17 protein-coding genes are annotated in these 17,419 nt (G+C 59.7%); 11 read left to right on the top strand and 6 right to left on the bottom strand.

Translation table 11 applies throughout. The annotated features are described in order from the left end of the window. The first annotated feature begins 475 nt into the window (after nucleotides 1-475). From E4191_RS23090 to E4191_RS23080, 3 genes are all read left to right on the top strand, one after another. Nucleotides 476-1,075, top strand: a complete 600-nt coding sequence (locus tag E4191_RS23090; protein WP_139616612.1) for a response regulator — start codon at nucleotides 476-478, stop codon at nucleotides 1,073-1,075. 515 nt (nucleotides 1,076-1,590) lie between these two features. Continuing rightward, nucleotides 1,591-1,905, top strand: a complete 315-nt coding sequence (locus E4191_RS23085; protein WP_139616611.1) for an HU family DNA-binding protein — start codon at nucleotides 1,591-1,593, stop codon at nucleotides 1,903-1,905. A gap of 14 nt (nucleotides 1,906-1,919) precedes the next feature. After that, nucleotides 1,920-2,765, top strand: coding sequence for a YsnF/AvaK domain-containing protein (locus E4191_RS23080; RefSeq protein WP_139616610.1), 846 nt, complete (start codon nucleotides 1,920-1,922; stop codon nucleotides 2,763-2,765). Between the two features lie 103 nt (nucleotides 2,766-2,868). Here the strand turns inward: E4191_RS23080 and E4191_RS23075 are convergent, their stop codons facing one another. Further along, nucleotides 2,869-3,363 carry a hypothetical protein gene (locus E4191_RS23075; protein ID WP_228461920.1) on the bottom strand — a complete coding sequence of 165 codons (495 nt, stop codon included), beginning with the start codon at nucleotides 3,361-3,363 and terminating at the stop codon, nucleotides 2,869-2,871. Between the two features lie 507 nt (nucleotides 3,364-3,870). Here E4191_RS23075 and E4191_RS23070 point away from each other — a divergent pair. From E4191_RS23070 to E4191_RS23055, 4 genes are all read left to right on the top strand, one after another. Further along, nucleotides 3,871-4,500, top strand: a complete 630-nt coding sequence (locus tag E4191_RS23070) for a hypothetical protein (RefSeq protein ID WP_139616609.1) — start codon at nucleotides 3,871-3,873, stop codon at nucleotides 4,498-4,500. Further along, nucleotides 4,493-4,894 carry a phage holin family protein gene (locus tag E4191_RS23065; protein WP_135819204.1) on the top strand — a complete coding sequence of 134 codons (402 nt, stop codon included), beginning with the start codon at nucleotides 4,493-4,495 and terminating at the stop codon, nucleotides 4,892-4,894. The genes E4191_RS23070 and E4191_RS23065 overlap by 8 nt, the downstream gene beginning before the upstream one ends. Next, on the top strand, nucleotides 4,884-5,918 hold the full coding sequence (locus E4191_RS23060; protein ID WP_139616608.1) for a DUF3618 domain-containing protein: 1,035 nt from the start codon (nucleotides 4,884-4,886) through the stop codon (nucleotides 5,916-5,918). Before E4191_RS23065 ends, E4191_RS23060 begins: the two co-directional genes overlap by 11 nt. A 224-nt stretch (nucleotides 5,919-6,142) precedes the next feature. After that, on the top strand, nucleotides 6,143-7,033 hold the full coding sequence (locus E4191_RS23055; RefSeq protein WP_228461919.1) for an NAD(P)/FAD-dependent oxidoreductase: 891 nt from the start codon (nucleotides 6,143-6,145) through the stop codon (nucleotides 7,031-7,033). Nucleotides 7,034-7,072: 39 nt separating this feature from the next. Here E4191_RS23055 and E4191_RS23050 read toward each other — a convergent pair whose 3' ends face one another. Then, entirely contained in the window at nucleotides 7,073-7,996 is a 924-nt protein-coding gene (locus E4191_RS23050; protein WP_228461918.1) for an alpha/beta fold hydrolase, read from the bottom strand. A gap of 383 nt (nucleotides 7,997-8,379) precedes the next feature. Between E4191_RS23050 and E4191_RS23045 the strand changes: the two genes are divergently transcribed. The 3 genes from E4191_RS23045 to E4191_RS23035 all read left to right on the top strand — a co-directional run bounded on the left by E4191_RS23045 (nucleotide 8,380) and on the right by E4191_RS23035 (nucleotide 11,298). After that, a complete protein-coding gene (locus tag E4191_RS23045; protein WP_139616606.1) occupies nucleotides 8,380-9,366 on the top strand; it encodes a TIGR03885 family FMN-dependent LLM class oxidoreductase in 987 nt (328 codons plus the stop codon). Nucleotides 9,367-9,516: 150 nt separating this feature from the next. Continuing rightward, nucleotides 9,517-9,765, top strand: coding sequence for a DUF2934 domain-containing protein (locus tag E4191_RS23040; protein ID WP_139616605.1), 249 nt, complete (start codon nucleotides 9,517-9,519; stop codon nucleotides 9,763-9,765). Nucleotides 9,766-9,942: 177 nt separating this feature from the next. Beyond that, nucleotides 9,943-11,298 (top strand): DUF2254 domain-containing protein, encoded by a 1,356-nt coding sequence (locus E4191_RS23035; protein ID WP_139616604.1) that lies wholly within the window; start codon nucleotides 9,943-9,945, stop codon nucleotides 11,296-11,298. 119 nt (nucleotides 11,299-11,417) lie between these two features. On the opposite strand, the gene E4191_RS23030 is transcribed toward E4191_RS23035, so the two are convergent. Both E4191_RS23030 and E4191_RS23025 read right to left on the bottom strand, forming a co-directional pair. Then, nucleotides 11,418-12,800, bottom strand: a complete 1,383-nt coding sequence (locus E4191_RS23030) for an NAD(P)/FAD-dependent oxidoreductase (RefSeq protein WP_139616603.1) — start codon at nucleotides 12,798-12,800, stop codon at nucleotides 11,418-11,420. Further along, nucleotides 12,781-13,521 carry a ferritin-like domain-containing protein gene (locus tag E4191_RS23025; RefSeq protein ID WP_331459688.1) on the bottom strand — a complete coding sequence of 247 codons (741 nt, stop codon included), beginning with the start codon at nucleotides 13,519-13,521 and terminating at the stop codon, nucleotides 12,781-12,783. Before E4191_RS23025 ends, E4191_RS23030 begins: the two co-directional genes overlap by 20 nt. Nucleotides 13,522-13,658: 137 nt before the next feature. Here E4191_RS23025 and E4191_RS23020 point away from each other — a divergent pair, with 137 nt between their 5' ends. Further along, the gene (locus E4191_RS23020; protein WP_176562871.1) at nucleotides 13,659-14,501 is read left to right on the top strand and encodes an SDR family NAD(P)-dependent oxidoreductase; all 843 of its coding nucleotides are present in this window, start codon (nucleotides 13,659-13,661) and stop codon (nucleotides 14,499-14,501) included. Nucleotides 14,502-15,507: 1,006 nt separating this feature from the next. Here the strand turns inward: E4191_RS23020 and E4191_RS23015 are convergent. Beyond that, entirely contained in the window at nucleotides 15,508-16,008 is a 501-nt protein-coding gene (locus tag E4191_RS23015) for a YciE/YciF ferroxidase family protein (RefSeq protein ID WP_139616601.1), read from the bottom strand. A gap of 455 nt (nucleotides 16,009-16,463) precedes the next feature. Next, nucleotides 16,464-17,393 (bottom strand): prolipoprotein diacylglyceryl transferase, encoded by a 930-nt coding sequence (locus tag E4191_RS23010; protein ID WP_139616600.1) that lies wholly within the window; start codon nucleotides 17,391-17,393, stop codon nucleotides 16,464-16,466. Nucleotides 17,394-17,419 lie beyond the last annotated feature (26 nt).

The raw sequence follows: 17,419 nt of genomic DNA, 5'->3' as shown, positions 1-17,419 counted from the left end.
CTTGGTAAGTTAAAATGAAGCCGGTGCCGCTGGCGCAAACTGCGCGAATGGCAAGTCTCGCTGAGATTGCTACTTTTGCGAAGGCTCCGATAGAGCTTATCATGAGATGGACGATCGCGTTGGGGACTGCCACTTTCACCTTCCGAACTGCAGAATGATGGCCGCAGCAACACATTCCGTGCTGCCCCCTGTTTGCCGACGCTCAGCAGATATTTGCATCGCATTGAATGCCCGAAATGAAACTTCGCATGTTCAAGGTACTCAAACGTACATTTCGTAGATTATATTGGGTGAATTTCCCAGCTTATGGTACTGTTCTATGCTCGTAGCCCTTTAGCTAGTCTGGATAGGCAGGGGAACTGACGTCAAGAGGTCCTCGTGCATCGAACAGGAGAAACTTGGAGGTATAATATCTTCGCAGTTTCATGAAATTTATAATCCGCACTTGGTTTTCTTGTGTGTAGATGAGCAAAAAATGAAAAACATAGAGGACTATATTTCGATGCCCCCTCTCAACATCCTTGTTGTTGAGGACGATTATCTTCAAGCGGATCACTTAGCCCATGAAATCAGGACAAGTGGCAATCATGTCGTAGGACCATTTTTTAATACCAACGAAGCACTTTACTACCTTGATACCGTCCAAGCGGCAATTCTTGACGTAAGAGTGCAAGCCGACACGTCATTTGTTATTGCAGACAAACTGTCTTGCAAGTCAATCCCTTTTGTATTTCTGACAGGGTACGGCAAAAAGCATATCCCTGAGCGCTTCGATCGCAAACTCATCTACCTGAAGCCAAGCAAAATCGCCCCCATCCTATGCGACTTGCAGTATCAATATTTCAGACCAGAAATATCGCCGGAGACAAGTATTGAGGAAATTTTAAAAGAACTTGTTATGGCCGCACGTGCGATGATGCCAGATCAGGCCTCTGCCGATCGGCTTGTCGATGCAGCGTTGAATCGGGCAATAACTAAGGCGGAGGAAGACATATTCACGGGAGACGTTAGAGAACATCTTAATAGTATCTTGAAAGAAGAACGTCTGCATCGCGCGTATCTATACTTACATTGAAGCCGGGAAGGGTAGCCGAGAAAAATAAGGGGTGGGGGTTATAATTTGCCCTGAATGGCAAGGCGTTTCTCTCATTGAGAGTGAAACGGGGCAAGAGCAGGATGCACAGTTTCAGCTCATGGCCAGAAAACTTCTCCTGATCGACATTTATGGAAAACCACATAATTTTGCGTGCCCCCCGTGGCGGGTGGTGAAGATCCGGAATTGGTTGAAGGCCATTGAAGTGCAGCTCACGAACGAACGCACCGCGCCGACCTACAAGTTCAAAGAAAGTTCGGACGACATTCGCAGACGGTTCAGTTTGGCCTGACTTGGCAAACCCTCATGCGACTTTTCGTGTCGGCGTTTGCGAACACATGTTTATTATGTCCTCATTGAAGCCAGACCAGCTGGTGACCTGACGGGCAGGTGCACATCCGCCGATCCGGCCACCAAAAGGTCTGAGAAAACGTCGGCCCGGCTGGCAAGCGCGATTTAATGCATAATCATCTCGGCACGAAACAAAGGAGATGCACATGGTCCGTTCGGAGTTGGTCCGGAAACTTGCGCATGCCCACCCACATCTATCGCAGCAGGTGGTAGAGGCCGCCGTTGAGGCGATCCTGAACGAGATCACCGACAGTCTGGCTCAGGGCAAGAGAGTTGAGTTTCGGGGCTTTGGAGCCTTTTCCAGCAAGGTCCGGGACCCGCGGTTGGGCCGGAATCCCAGAAACGGCGACCCAGTGCAAGTCGAGGCTAAACAAGTGCCGGCGTTCAGAGCGTCGAAACAGCTTCTGTCGCGGCTGACGGGGAACATACCGATCCATGAACGGTTTGAAGGTCCTGGATAGCAAGGATCTTCACGATGACCTACGACAACAATGCCGGCGCAACGGGCCAGACGTCCGTCTCCGCTCTCTTCGACAGCCAAACCGATGCACAAGCCGCCGTTGATCGGCTTGTGCAGGCTGGCCTCCCCATTGCACGCATCCACCTCACGGCAGGGGCCGGTGCAGGCACCGCTCCTAGCGCTGACACTGGCCAGGGGAAGAGCTTCTGGGACAGTTTGAGCGATTTCTTCATGCCGGACGAAGATCGTTATACCTATGCCGAGGGCCTGTCACGTGGCGGCTATCTTGTGACTGCCAGCGACCTGAACACGGTCGAGTATGATACCGCTCTCGACATTCTCGACGCCGAACAAACTGTTGACCTTGACGAGCGCGAGGCGAGCTGGCGAGGTAAGGGCTGGGGCGGCTATGAGGCGAGCTCCTATGTGTCCGAGCGCCCAGTTGTAAGCGAGCAAGCCGTCGCGCCCTCGGGAGAGTCGATCCCGGTCATCGACGAAAGATTGCGCGTCGGTAAGCGCCAGACCAGCCACGGACGCGTGCGTGTCCGCGCTTACACGGTGGAGACTCCCGTCAGCGAGACAGTCGAGTTGCGCGACGAGCGGGTCGAACTGGTGCAGACCCCGGTTGACCGCCCCGCCAACATGGATGGCGACTACAGGGAGCGGACGCTGGAAGCGGAAGAGCACCATGAGGAGGCTGTGGTGACCAAGGAGGCGCGCATTGTGGAAGAGATCGCCCTGCGCAAGACCAGCGACAGTCATCAGGAGACAGTCTCCGACACGGTCCGTCACACAGAGGTGGAGGTAGAGGACGAGCGTTCTGCTCCTCGTCGTGACGATCTGGACCGCACCCGCGACTAACGCCGATCTGGGATGATCCCCATAACCACTCGCACTCTCAGGCAAGAGCAGAAGGCCCGCACGAGTGCGGGCCTTCTGCTCTTCAAAGCCGGTCAATTAGTTATCAATGACTGGTCGCGTCGATTAATGTATTGAAGCTTGCCACACACTGGGGCGTTCTGCTCAAAGCAAGCCCCGAAAGACGCGTTTGTAATGCATCGCGCTTTCGCTCTTCGGCTACAGGATCGATGGGTACCCTCTCGCGCACTGTTGTAGGCCCCCCATAGCAAGTAGAATAACCTAAACCCAATTGACCGTGACCGCGCCGGGTGCCTCCTGCGCAAAAACTGAAGCCGGAATTGTTTCGCGTCGTGTTTTCCCAAGCATAACCGCGCGCGATATTAGCCTCGACTTCATCAAGAAGCTGTAAGACATTTCTCCGCTCTTCCAAAATGCGGGTATCGCAACGTTCTGCCGGAGTGCCACAGGAGACTAACCCTGACAGGGCGACGCCTACGATAGCGAATTTCAAACCATTCATTGGCGTTTCTCCCGTTTGCGGCGTTGCGTATTTCCCACCAAGTAAAACTAAAGAAGCCTCTGTGATCGGTTTCGCCAAACCGGTCCTATATTAACAAGAGCTGCCATGACTAAGTTTCGTTCTTTTGGTATGCGCCGAAAAAATATGTAGGTTACTTACTCTGGTGCGGAGGAGATGCAATCTCCGCACGATTTCGCTGAGCATGAATCTCCCTCGGGGCATCTTTGCTTCGTTGCGAAACGATGTGGGACATAAAAAAGCACGCAGCGCCGTGGCGTGGGCAGCTACATTATCAAAATCACAAAAGTACTGTCCTTTGTCGTCATCATGCACGCTAAATACATGACGCTATTCAACGAAGTTTCGCTGCCCGCTCATCTTTCTCCTCCTTGAACGCATTTATGGCGAGAGCCGAAAGGTGATGAAATCTGTGTGTTGGAGTTTGTCGCACGCATCTCCCGAACTGGATTTGGAAGGCTTTTTCGGAACAGGGCGTCGTTTTATTGGTTGGGAGCCCAACAGTTTGTGTCGATGCGCCATTCATCGCGCCCGGCCCCGAACGATCCAAACCGAAGGAGATCCCAGATGACCGTTGACGATCCGCACACCAAGGCGACCGGCACCTCCGCCAAGGACAGCATCATGTCCGAGGCCACCGATCAGGCCTCGCGCCTCGCAGGCAGCGTCAAGGACGAGGTCACGCGCCGCGAGAAGGACCTGCGCTCGGGCATCGCCGAGCGCGCCGAAAGCGTGGCCGCGGGCCTGCGCAAGGCCGGGTCCGAGATCGACCCGGACTCGTCCATCGCCACCATGTTCGACCGCGCCGCCGACAGCGTCAGCGGTCTGGCGGGCAGCCTGAACGCGACCGATCCGGCCCAGATGGTCGAGGATGTGCGCAGCTTCGCGCGCCGCCAGCCGGGCGCCTTCCTGGGCCTCTCGGCCCTGGCGGGCTTCGCCGCGATCCGTTTCCTGCGCGCAGGCTCCGTCCCGTCCTCGACGCCCATGAACACCAGCGGCTTCGGTGACGCCGGCATGACCCGCCGCCCGTCCTCTGACGCCCCTGCGACGGTCGGCCCGGCCGGCACCGCCACCGTCACCCCCTCGGCCGCCAGCGCCTCCCGCGCGGTCCCGACCGGCACCGTTCCGACCGGCACCGCCCCGGCTGGCCCCGTCCCCGGCGCCGGTGGCCGCAACGACGGAGGCTCGCATGCCTGATCCCGTCCGCTCGCAGAACCCCGCCTCGCTGGCCTCCGACGCCCTGCGCCTCTCGGGCGATCTGGTCCGCAAGGAGATCACCCTCGCCAAGGCCGAGATGCGCCAGAACCTGACCCGCGCCGGCGCGGGCTTGGGCATGGTTGCGGCCGCCGCCGTCCTGGGCATCGTCACGCTGAACGTGCTGACCGCCGCCCTGGTCGCCGCCTTGGCCGAGACCGACCTCGGCCCGATCTGGAGCGCTGTGATCGTCGGCGTGATCCTGGCGATCCTGGCCTATGTGCTGCTGCGCAAGGGCATGGCCGATCTGAAGCCTGAAAACCTCATGCCGACGCGCACGGCCGAGAATGTCCAGCGCGACGCAAGCGCGGTGAAGGAAGCCTATCATGACGCATGACGCCGACAATCCCGACCATATCGAACGCGAGATCGAGAAGGACCGCGAGGCCCTGCGCCGCACCCTCGACGACCTGCAGAGCGAGCTGTCGCTGGACGGCCTGTCGCGCCGCCTGACCGGCTCGGTCCGCAGGAACGGCGCGGAATGGGCCGAATCGGCCGGCGCCGCGGCCCGCGCCAATCCCGTAGCCCTGGGCCTGACCGGCATCGGGCTGGTCTGGATGATCTTCGGGCGCGGCCATGACCCGGTCCACGGCTTCGGCACGTCCTCGGACGACCGGCCCGTGCGCCACGACCGCCCTGCGACCCCGGTTCCCGCGCCGGCCCCCACACCGGCACCGACCCCCGCCCGCGCGCCCCGGCCGATGGCGCAGCCCCCGGGTTGGGCCTCGGACCGGGGGCAGGCGACGGACCGGACGACGGGCCGCACCTCGGGCATTTTTTCCGGCCTGACCACCGGATCCAGCAAGGAGCATGGCATGACAGACAGGGCAAAAGACAAGGCGCGCCACCTGCGCGACCGCCTGAGCGAAGGCACCGAGGGCCTGGGCGACGAGGCCCGCCAGCGGATCGAGACCGCGCGCCGCAAGGCGCTGGACGCCAGCGACGCCGCCCACCGCCAGATGGCGCAGGCCAACCGCAAGGTCGCGCGCAGCTATGACAGCGAGCCTCTACTGTTCGGTGCGCTGGCCCTGATCGGCGGCGCGGCCCTGGGCGCCATGCTGCCCGGCACCCGGCGCGAGGACGAGTTGATGGGCGATTATCGCGACCAGCTCTTCGACGAGGCCGAGGCCGTCTATCAGGAAGAGAAGAGCCGCGTCGGCAATGCCGTCTCGGCCGGTCTGGATGAGGCGAAATCTGCCGCCTCCAACGTGGTCGCCGCCGCCAAGGACGAGCTGACCGATGACAAGGCAGACAAGCCGACCTCCGGTACGGCACCCTCGGGAACCTCCGCCGCGACCGGGTCGACCGGCGCCTCGGGCACGACGGGAACGCCGACCGCGACCGGCACACCGAAGGTCTGAACCGACAGCCCCCGCAATCCTGAAAGGCCCCGCACCTGCGGGGCCTTTTCTATTGGCGCTCGGCTTTCCTCGGAACTCCCGGCGCGGCTTGCCTTGAGATGGAGATTATTAGCGCCCCTGTCACTCAATGGTAATGGTACCGCCGCCCTGCGGATCCGGCACCGGACCGCCTCGCCGCGCGTTCCCAACATCGCCCCCCACGCCTTGGACAAGGAACCTGCCCATTGGACACATCGGACATCAAGGATTGCGTCATCATCGGCGGCGGCCCCGCGGGCCTGACCGCCGCGCTGTATCTGGCGCGGTTCCTGCGCAGCGTGACCGTCTTTGACGGACAGGACGGACGGGCGCGCATGATCCCCCGGACGCATAACCTGACCCCGTTCCCGGACGGCATCCCGGGGCAGGAGCTGCTGGACCGGATGCAATCCCATGCCCGGCGCTATGGCGCGGTGATCCAGACCGGAACGGTCGAGGCGGCAGAGCGACAGGGCAATGCATTCCAAGTCAGGACCGACCAGCAGGCCGTGCTGGCGCACAACGTGATCTTCGCCACAGGGGTCTTCAATCACCGGCCGCCCTTGTCCGCCAGGGATCACGCTCTGGGGCTGGCCCGGGGCTTGCTGCGCTATTGCCCGGTCTGCGATGCCTATGAAATCCGCGACAAGCGCATCGCGGTTCTGGGCAGCGGCACGCATGGCCTGAAGGAGGCAAGCTTTCTGCGCCATTACTCTCCCTCGGTCACTCTGGTCTCGCCCGACGGCGCCCCCAGCACCGCGCGGAACGGCATCCTCGTGCTCCAGGCCGCGCTGACGGGCATCGCCCTGTCCGAGACGGAGATCCTGATGACCCTGCAGGACGGGGAAACCCGGCCTTTCGACACGATGTATGTCGCCCTGGGCACGACCCCGCGCACCGATCCGGCGGGTCGTCTTGGCGTCGAGCTGGATGACGACGGTCATATCGCCATCGATGCCAAGCAGAAGACCAACCTGGACGGTGTCTACGCGATCGGCGACGTCACGAACGGGATCGACCAGATCGCCGTCGCGATGGGACAGGGCGCCGTGGCCGCGACCGCGATCCACAACGACCTGTCCGCATCCAGATCCTGACCGCCGCCGCGCCGAATGCTTGGGGGCCAAGCGACCCGGTCAGGCCTCCGCGCGCGCAAAGGCCTCGGTGATGGCCCGCATGACGGCGGGCGCATTGGTCTGGTGGACCATGTGACCGCTGCCCGGGACCGGGTGATAGCTGCTGTCGGGAATGGCATCGTGCAGCCGCCCGGACTGCGCGTCCGGATCGATCAGGCGATCCTCGGACCCCGCGACGATGACGACCGGCATGGTCAGGGTTGGATAGCGGGCCGCCGCGGCGGCGGCCATGGGGATCAGCAGGGCGGATTCTGCCGCCGATGCCTGCAGCTGCGACGGACGCACGGCCATCTCCATGGGAAAGCCGCCGAACTTCGCGGGCACTGGCGCCGGGCCGAAGATCTTGCGCATCAGAAGGGGCCAGGCCAGTCGGCTGGTCAGCGGGGCCACGGCATGGCGCAGGATGTCGCCCAGGACGGGCACGGCCGGACCCGCCATCAGCAGCATGTCCAGCCGCGGCGTCGGGTAGTAATAGCCCGATGCCAGCACGAGGCCGCGCACGATGCTGGGATGCCTCAGCGCCAGCGCGATCGCCACGGACGCCCCCCAGGAATGGCCCAGCACGACGGCCCCGGTGACCCCGATCTGTCCCAGAGCCGCGCTGACAAGATCCGCCTGTGCATCCGCGCTCCAGACCCGCCCCCGCGGCCGGGTGCTGTGCCCATAGCCGGGGCGGTCGAAGACGATGACGCGGTGCGTCCGGGCCGCCAGACCCACAAGCCCGCTGGAGACGAAGTCCGCGATCATGCTGCCGTTGCCATGCAGCAGCACAAGGGTTGGACCGTCGCCGACCTCGACATAGTGCAGACGCACACCGTCCACGTCCAGAAAGCGCCCGGTCGGTGGGTTCTGCGCCTCTGCCCGTCGGGCCAGGCAATGATTGACCAGGGCAGACACGGTCAGGACGCCGGCGATCGCAGCCACGCGCCTCGTCCCCCATCGCGGCCTGGGCGGGGAATGCAGGTCAGGTACGGCGGTCGGCGGCAAATGTCTGGTCATGCTCTGTCTCCGTCAGCAGGAAGGGACCGCCGCCCCGTTGGCCGGGCAGCGCAGATGGGATCAAGCGTCATAAGGACGAAGACACCGATACAGGTGATTGTTCCCGCCGGGTGACTAGGCGTGACAGGAGCGTGTTTATGGGCGTTCAGAACCGACATGCAAAGGCTTTGTTCCGCATGTCCCTGCCGACAAGAGCACAAAAAAAGACCTCCAGATTGGTCCCCTGACATTTCGTTCTGGACCCTGATCGCGCCTGAACCCTTCGCAAAGTCCAAGCGTTGATTTTTGTAGCGAGGGGAAAAACACCTATGGCCTATTTGGGTTTTCACGCATCGCATGAGCAGATCGATCCCAGATCTTTACTGGATGCTGTGCAACTGGCAGAGACGGCAGGCTTTGCCGCTGCCATGTGCTCGGATCATTTCTCGCCTTGGAGTGTTCGGCAGGGGCAATCGGGCTTTGCCTGGGCTTGGCTGGGTGCGGCTCTCCAATCGACGTCCTTGCCGTTCGGCGTCGTGAACGCACCCGGACAACGCTATCATCCTGCCATTGTCGCTCAAGCCGCTGCAACCTTGTGCCAGATGTATCCTGACCGGTTCTGGATGGCGCTCGGCAGCGGCGAAGCCGCAAACGAGCATATCACAGGCGATGAATGGCCTGAAAAGTCTGTTCGCAACGCTCGCTTGAAGGAATGCGTCGATATCATGCGGGCGCTTTTTGTGGGGGAAACTGTCACCCACCATGGCTTGGTACATGTCGATCGCGCCAAGCTGTGGACACGCCCACAGTCTTCCCCTCGCTTGGTAGGCCCGGCCATCAGTGAAACGACAGCGAGGTGGGTCGGCGGTTGGGCCGACGGGCTGATCACGGTCAATCAACCCCGAGACCGACTGCGCCGAATGGTAGATGCATTTCGTGATGGAGGGGGCGCCAGCAAGCCTGTCTATCTGCAGGTTCACCTGTCTTACGCGGGTGACGACGACACGGCCTTGCGGATTGCCTATGATCAATGGCGCTCGAACGTATTCGACCCGCCACTTTGCTGGGATCTGGAATTACCGGAGCATTTCGACGAAGCGGCGCGTGACGTCTGCCCGCAGGATATGCATGATACGGTCCTCATCTCGTCCGAGCCGTCACGGTTCATCGACTGGCTGTCTGATTTTGCGGAGCTGGGTTTTGACGGGATCTACCTTCACCACGTCGGAACGGAGCAGCGCGAGTTTATAGAAACCTTCGGAGAGCATGTATTGCCGGCCTTCAACAAGTTCCAATCAACAGAGCAGGTCCCCTAACGAGTTTGGATTTTGCTCCGGACCAGGACCGTATGCACACCGGAGTTCCAACTAAACTTCTTGCAGACATCTGAAGACTTTCCTCCCGCGGCCAACCGGGAACATTTCCAGTTATGAGCTGTTCGAGCCGCACCATCGCAGGAGGTCGATATGGAAGAGAATGACGAGATCCGCGCACGTGCGCATCAGAACTGGGAGGCCGAAGGATGTCCCGAAGGCAAGGACGGCGAGCATTGGGCGCAAGCCAAGCGAGAAGTACAGGGAGGTGGGACATTCAGCGAGGCTGCATCCGCCCCCGAAAGCCGGGAGGAAACTTTGCATCCTGCAGCCTGGGAAGCGTCGAATACCGGAGGCGCCAATCTGAAGCACCGGTCTCCCGAGAACGGGTGGGATCTGTGAGATCGACAATTTCCATTTCAATCCCAAGTTCGCGGATACCTTTAATGCGGGATTTTCAGGAACGCGGAGCAATCATGTAAAGCTGAACACAAAGTAAATGTTGAACGGCTTATCGCGTTATCGAACTCCGGCCGCATCCGTACCGTCCCAGCAAATGATCAAGCGAATAATTATTGTATGACTCGCACGACCCTGTCTTTCCCAGGTGGAGACGCCGTCCGCGCGGTCTGGGACTCTGTCCGCACCAGCCTGTGGTTCCTGCCCTCGCTGATGGGAGGGGTGGCGCCGATCCTGGTGATCGCGGCGATCGCGGCGGATACCTCGCTTGGTCAGGGCGGGGGCGACAGCTTTCCCCGCCTGGTCTATGTCAGCCAGCCGGACGAGGCGCGCGACTTCCTCGCCACGATCCTCACCTCGATGATCACCATGGCCAGCCTAGTCTTCTCGATCACGATGGTGGTGCTGACGCTGGCGGCCAGCCAGTTCGGACCGCGGCTGATCCGCAGCTTCATGGGGCGCCTTCAGACGCAGTTCGTCTTGGGTGCCTTCGTGCTGACGATCATCTACTGCCTGCTGCTGCTGGCGTCCCTTGCGTCGCAGGACGAGGCCGCGTCATCCGCCTATCTGTCGGTGACGATCGCAACGGTGCTGACCGTCATCAGCGTCGCGCTGCTGGTGCTGTATATCCACGTGCTGGCGAACTCGATCATCTCGGAAAGCCTCATCGAGGCCGTGGGCCAGGAACTGGACCAGGGGATCGCGCAGCTGCCGCCGCTCGGCCAGGCGGACGATCCCGAAGCGGCGCTGCCCGAGGATTTCGCGGATCGCGCGGCCTTCCACGGCACCAAAAGGTCCGGATACGTGCAGGCCATCGATTTCGAGCGCCTGACCGATCTGGCCAAGTCGCATGACGTGATCGTGGGACTGCATCTGCGCGCGGGCAATTTCGCGGTCCAGGACGGACGCTGCTTCGGGATCTATCCCGAAGACAGGGCCACCGAGGATCTGGCGCGCCGGATTGCCGGCACGATCAGGCTGGGCGTGCATCGGACACCCGCGCAGGACCTGGAGTTCTCGATCCGCCATCTGGTGGAGATCGCGGTCCGGGCCCTCTCTCCGGGGATCAACGATCCCTATACGGCCGTTGCGGTCATTCACCGCCTGTCCGCATCATGGTCGCAGCTGCTGGGAAAGGCCGTGCCGCCCGGGGTCTTTCGGGACGAGGACGGCCAGCCGCGCGTCATCTGCCCGCGCCCGACCTATGCCCTGCTGCTGAACGCCTCCTTCAGCCAGATCCGCCAGAACAGCACGGGCGTGCCGTTGGTCATCATCCAGCTGCTGAAGTCGATGCACGCGATCTCGTTCTGCGTCCGCACATCCGAGCAGCGCACCGCCCTGCGCGAGCAGGTGGACGCCGTCTTGGAAGACGCGCGGCGCACGATCCCGAACTCGGAGGATCTTAAGGATATCGAACAGCATGGCCGGACGGCACGGGACGCCTTGGGGGAGTGCGCTCCCGGGGAGCGGGTGTGATGTTAGGCAGAAAGAGGCTGCGGAAAGGACCCGACTTCAGCTGCCGAGATGGCTAGAATTCCAACCTGCGGTCCCGCCGTATAAAATTGACCGGCGTGAAACACTAGCGCCAGGTAGTCTTAGAGCCCCACGGAGGTCTTTGCGCCCTCCGGCAGTGCGGCCCCCCTGTCGCGCGGGAGGGGCACTGCCTTGGGATCATCTGTCTCGACGAAATCGCCTGCGATCACCCGGGCACCGTGTTCGTAGGTGAGATAACGCCAAAGCCACTGCATCGAGACAAGAAAACGGTTCTGGAAGCCGACCAGCAGATAAACATGAATCACCGCCCAAGACATCCAGGCCAGCCAGCCCTTAACCTTGAAGCGTCCTTGTTCGAACACGGCCGCATGGCGGCCGACAATCGCCGTGTTGCCCCGACTGCGATAGCGGAAGGGGGTCAGCGGAGCGCCGGTCTTCAGATGCCGGGCCAGGGCCTGGCCCAAATGGATACCTTGCTGCTTGGCGACCTGCGCCAAACCGGGAAGCGGCCGGCCCTCGGGATCACTGAGCAGGGCAACGTCGCCGAGCGCATAAACCTGCGACTGGCTTCTAACGGCCAGTGTCTCGTCGACCGGGATACGGCCCGCGCGGTCGGTCCCTCCCAGCTGCCGTGCCAGCGGTGACGCAGCGACACCTGCGGCCCAGATGACCACGCCGACGGGCTGGCTAGTCCCGCCAATGGTGATCGTGGCGGGGCCGATCTCCTCCACCGCCTCGCCAGTCCGGACGATGACTCCGTGCCGCTCCAGCCGGGTCCGGGCATAGGCTGACATTTCTTCTGTGAAACTGGACAACAGTCGCGGCCCCGCCTCGATAAGGGTGATGCGCGTACTGCCCGGATCAATGCTGCGAAAGTCCCGTAAAAGGGTGTGACGGCTCAGCTCGGCGATGGCCCCTGCCAGCTCGACCCCGGTCGGGCCGCCGCCAATGATGGCGATCTCCAACAGCCTTTGGCGCTCGATCGGATCGGTCGCACGTTCGGCCCGCTCGAAGGTTAGAAGCAACTGCGAGCGGATGTGTCGGGCATCCTCGATCGTTTTGAGCCCGGGTGCCCATTGCGCCCAGTCATCATGGCCGAAATAGCCATGGCTGGCGCCGCTGGCCAGCACAAGGTGCCGATAGCCGAAGACCTGCCCGCAGCTCAACCGCACCCGTCGTGCCGTGGCGTTGACCTCCACAACCTCGCCGAAGATCACCCGCACCGACGGGTAGCGGCACAGGATTTTGCGGATCGGCTCTGCCACATCGGTCGACGACAACGCCGCCGTCGCCACTTGGTAAAGCAACGGTTGGAACAAATGATGGTTGCGCCGGTCGATCACCGTGACGTTGACGCCGCTTCGGCCCAGGGCCTTGGCGACCTCCAACCCGCCGAAGCCCGCCCCGATGACGACCACCTCGGACAGGTCCACCACCGCGACGGGCAGGTCGACCGGTGCGAGCTCAGATATCGGCGCGGTCATCTGATGCCGCAAGCGTGACATAGCGGCGGGTTACGGCGTCGATGCTGTCGTGGAGGGCGCTGGCCATGTGCCGCTCTTCGTCCAGACTTTGCTGAAGAAGTACCGTCGCCTCGCCCGCGCCGCACAAGTCGGCGGTAGTGATCAGTGAAACATAGGCCGCGATCTCGAAGTTCTCAAAGGCGTGGTTGGCGAAGGTGTTCTTGAGGATCTCGTCACCTGCCAGCGTATGGCTGAGAGCCGCCATGCTGCCGGTCATCGAAAGGCCTAGATCCTTCAGCCCCGATGACGAGGCGTCAAGGCTGGTCAGGATCTGCTCCAGGCGGCCGATCTGGGTCTCGGTCTCGCGGATATGCTGGTCCAGAAGGGCCGACATTTCCGGATAGTGCTGCAGCCGGTTCAGCTGAGGCTGCATGATGGACAAGGCCTGCTTCTCCATCGCGTGCGCGTTGCGAAGTCCGTCCAGGAAGATGTCCTGTGCACTCATCGTTTTAGCCATATGGCCCTCCAGAAGTAATGGACGACCTGAACCGGCGAGTGCTCGGGATGTTCCCGGCGTCGGCAATCGCAACTGCGCAGTTCGGAAGTTCGCGGAACCGCCGCATGGTGTCGGCGTGATCCTCGCCGACGGCGACCCATCTGAAAGTCTTTCGCCTCTGCGCACAAGGATTTGCCACATTTCGTATTCAATCCCGTTTTCGGCGGGGAGATCGATCTCGATCATAGGAATGGCGAATTATGCTCTGGCTGGGTCCGGTAAATCAACGTTAGTGGTCTATGCGTGCACTCTCGCTGAGGAACATCGAAACGACTTGCGGGTTAAAAGACAAGAAAAATATACGCTGTTATCGTGAGGTGTTAATGTCCGGTTTGCCGCAATCTTTGATAGCAGTTGTTACAGGCGCCAGTTCAGGATTGGGACGTGCACTTTCACAATCGCTCACGGAAAAAGGCCTCCATGTCATAGGAATAGCGCGAAATATCGGTCGACTTGAGGAGACGGCACGTAATTGCCGCGCCGGATTTTTTACAGCAATAGCTGCAGATGTATCGTGTGACCAGGAAATGGTAAGAGTTGCTTCTGACATAGAAAATAATATGGGTCCTGTTTCGATCTTGGTCAATAATGCCGCCATTTGCTTGCAGCAAGATTTTCTGAATTCTACTTCCGACGAAATTAATGACCACATCCGCATAAATTGCTGCGGCCCAATCATTGCATCCAAGGTTTTCATACCAGGAATGCTACAGCGCAGGCGGGGCCGCATCATCAATGTCGGAAGTTTTGCGGGTGAGGGCCCCGCCGTAGGAAAGCTGGGCTACTCCGTTTCGAAAGCTGGCTTCAGATCGTTCTCCATGGCGCTTGCAACTGAACTTGAGTGCCACTTGCCATCAATCGTGGTAACCGAATGGATTCCCGGCATCATGGCCACGCAAATCGGCGACGACCGAGGTCTGTCTCCTTCTTTGGTAGCGTCCTGGGGGGCTGAGCTGGCGCTAGATTTCAGGCCGGAGCTTCATGGATTGATATTCCTGCAGGACCGGGAATTGCAAAATAACCCCTCGCTCCGTCGCCGCATTGCTGACAAAGTTCTTTTCCGCAGCCGGCGCGGCCCGTATGTCCTATCTCCCACGCTCGCCAATAGTGAGTGCAAAAATACAGGCCCGAAAAAAAAGCTTTTATTTTTATCGGCTAGAAGCTAAAGATTCTTTAAATTTTCCGGCCAAGTCTGTTCGCTCGCAGAGCATCAGTTCACCACTGCGGTAAATAAAAATTCATATAATATTTCCGGTGGCATATTTGCCTGCCCGCCTAGGGCGCGTGATAAATATTCGAAATATATTTTACGAGCAGTTTTCTGATGATGATAGCCCTCGGCTTGGCGAGAGCTTACCGCATCCATGTGTGGTTTGCTGCTGGGCGGTGGGATACTGCAACCGAGCATAGTGGAAGTACCTTCAATGTAGGTCCATGATCCATCGGAAGACGCGACCCTGATTTTAAGTTAAGGCGGCGCATCCAAGTTATCGAAAGCGATGGCACTGCCAAATCTGGCATTAGAAAAATGCAAGCTCAGCCGCATGTCGAGAAAGCCATCACCCAAGACGAATGTACGCCACATCGGAGTTGAACAACGTTCGAATAGCGTCATTGAATATTTGAACGCGATGTATATCGTTATTAAACTCGACGATTTTGGTGCCATATAAGCGGGGCCAATAGCGTCCATTGCTCAACCCATGGATGCTATGCATGACAGAAGGCCAGTTATTGAGTGCGCCCGAGACGGTAGGGTTATCATCATGCAGATCACCATCGGTGGCCTGCAATTTTTCTACTCTGCTTCTGCCTCGGAAATTTCTTCCGCTCGCTCGCGTGCCTCAGTCATTTCCGCAGGTTCTTCCTCGGCAGCCCACCCGGATAACAGAAAAAAGAGAACCATGACTATGAATCCACCCGGGATAAGGCCATAGAGTAGAGCGCGAGGCAGGCCACGCTTAGGCTTTGGAGTTTGCGACATTTAAGTTCCTGTGGATTTTACTTTGTTTAGGTTCGTGTGCTGTAAATATAACTCCCGGGAATTATGCTCGCCGGATGAAGCCTTTCGTCAGAGATTAAAGTCAGCCCGACCCATGAGTTAAGTGACGATAACCGCGGGTCGGACTTTGTTCATTGGTTCCTGAAGGTTATATTAAAAGACCGGTTAATTTAGGCTTTCGTGCTCTCGGCAGCAGCATTAATGACAGTTTCTGCAAGGCCGGTCAGTATTTGATCGGTCGCCATCTCTTCCTGCAGAGTTTCGTCCAGCAAGCGTTCGGCCTCTTCCAGTCCAAGTTGCCGCGCCCATGCTTTCAACGTACCATAGCGGGCAATTTCATAATGCTCGACGGCCTGTGCGGCGGCTAAAAGTCCAGCATCGAGAGCGGGGCTTCCCTTGAACTCATCCATGATCTCCTGACCCTCGGCAATGATACCCTCGATGGCATCGCAAGTTTTACCACGGGGCTTTTTGCCAATCGTTTCGAAGACATCGGATAGGCGCTCGTATTGGGCTTGTGTTTCCTGCTCATGCGTCTCGAAAGCAGCTTTCAGATCAGGGTTCTGAGCAGCACGGGACATTTTCCGTAGAGCCGTCGCGATCTTGCGTTCGGCATAATAGATGTCCTTGAGCGTCTCGTGGAACAACGTATCAAGTGTTTGATCAGCCATTGTGATCTCCTTGGCGATTTACCTCGATAAAACTGACAAGCGGAAAACTTGTTCCCGTTCAGACCAGGCGTAGGCGCCGTTAATGTGGATGCTGTTCTGTGCTAATGTGCGAATGATGGTTATTGGGCGTTGAGTTCTCTCAAAAAGGAGACCCTACGGGTTCGGTTTCCGGACCCAAGCTGAGATGGTCAGACAGTAAAATTGGGCAACCCGATAGCCGACGGCGATACTGTGTTTGCTCGCCGAAAACTAAACCGCCTGTGGTCTAGTCACTCCAGATAGGCCAACTATGCCACTGTTCTGTGCTTCTATTCCGATCTTGTCCGCGAATTTACCCCCCAAAACTGTGGATCATTTGATGCTTTAGCGCTTCTCAAATCAGCAAGCTATATAGTGAGGGTGACGGTCTTACCGTCTCCCGCGCAAAGGTCTGGGAGACGGCATCTCGATAGTGATCAGAGAGCTTCGATCTTCTCGATAGCTTCACGGCATGCTTCTTCATCGCCGGCATTGAGAGCTGCCTGTGCTTCGGCGACCAATTCACTGCGGTCAGGGGACGCCATGGTTGCTTCGCCCTCAGCCGTATCGCTGTCTATGGCGGGACTCGTCTCAGAGCTTGACCTGTCAGTCCCACCGGCTGGCGTATCTGCGCTGCTGTTGGTGGTCGTGCCTGAGGTGGTCTCAGCCATAGCGCTGCTTTCAGCGCTTTCAGCAGCAGTTGGGTTGCCTTCCTGCTGAGCCTGGACGTCCTGTCCCGACATGGCGCGGGGAGTGCCGGCTTCTGCTTCCGTTCCCTCCTGCGGAGCAAGTGATCCGTCTTTCGCAATGCCGTCACCTGAGGGCGTGCCTTCGGCCGAGGTGGCCGAATTAGCGGCTGCCATATCGCTTGTCGCGGCTGTGCCGCCAGCAGCATCCGTATCGCTTGCTGCACTGTCTTCGCCGGTGGCAGCCGCGTCATCATTCTCGGGCGTCATTGGGCTGTTGCTTCCTTCTGCCGCGTCATGAGCTTCCTGCGCTCCATCGTTTGCGGAGCCTTCCCCTTCGACCTCGCCGGGGGGTACCGTCTCGGCAGAGGCTGCGGTATCGGCAGCCGCCATGTCACTGTCTGCAACCGTACTGCCGGCAGTTTCAATATTACCTGCAGCGTTGTCTTCCCTGCCGTGGGCCGCGGCACCGGGAACGGGTGTTGCGGCGCTATCGCTTTCAGGCGCGGCATCCGCGGTTGCCAGTGGTGGCAACGATCCGTCCTTGGCGATACCTTGGCCTTGACCGATCTGCAGATCTTCTGAGTGAAGTTGGGCCAAGTCCGCAGCGCAGTCTGCAATGGCAGTTGTTCCAATCAGTGCCATCGCACAGCTGGCCATCAAAGTAGCACGCAGTTTCATGTGATCCTCCCAGATTTGCCCACCTC

The organism is Paracoccus liaowanqingii (assembly GCF_004683865.2).
GTDB lineage: Bacteria > Pseudomonadota > Alphaproteobacteria > Rhodobacterales > Rhodobacteraceae > Paracoccus > Paracoccus liaowanqingii.
This window is presented reverse-complemented; position numbering and strand designations above follow the sequence as displayed.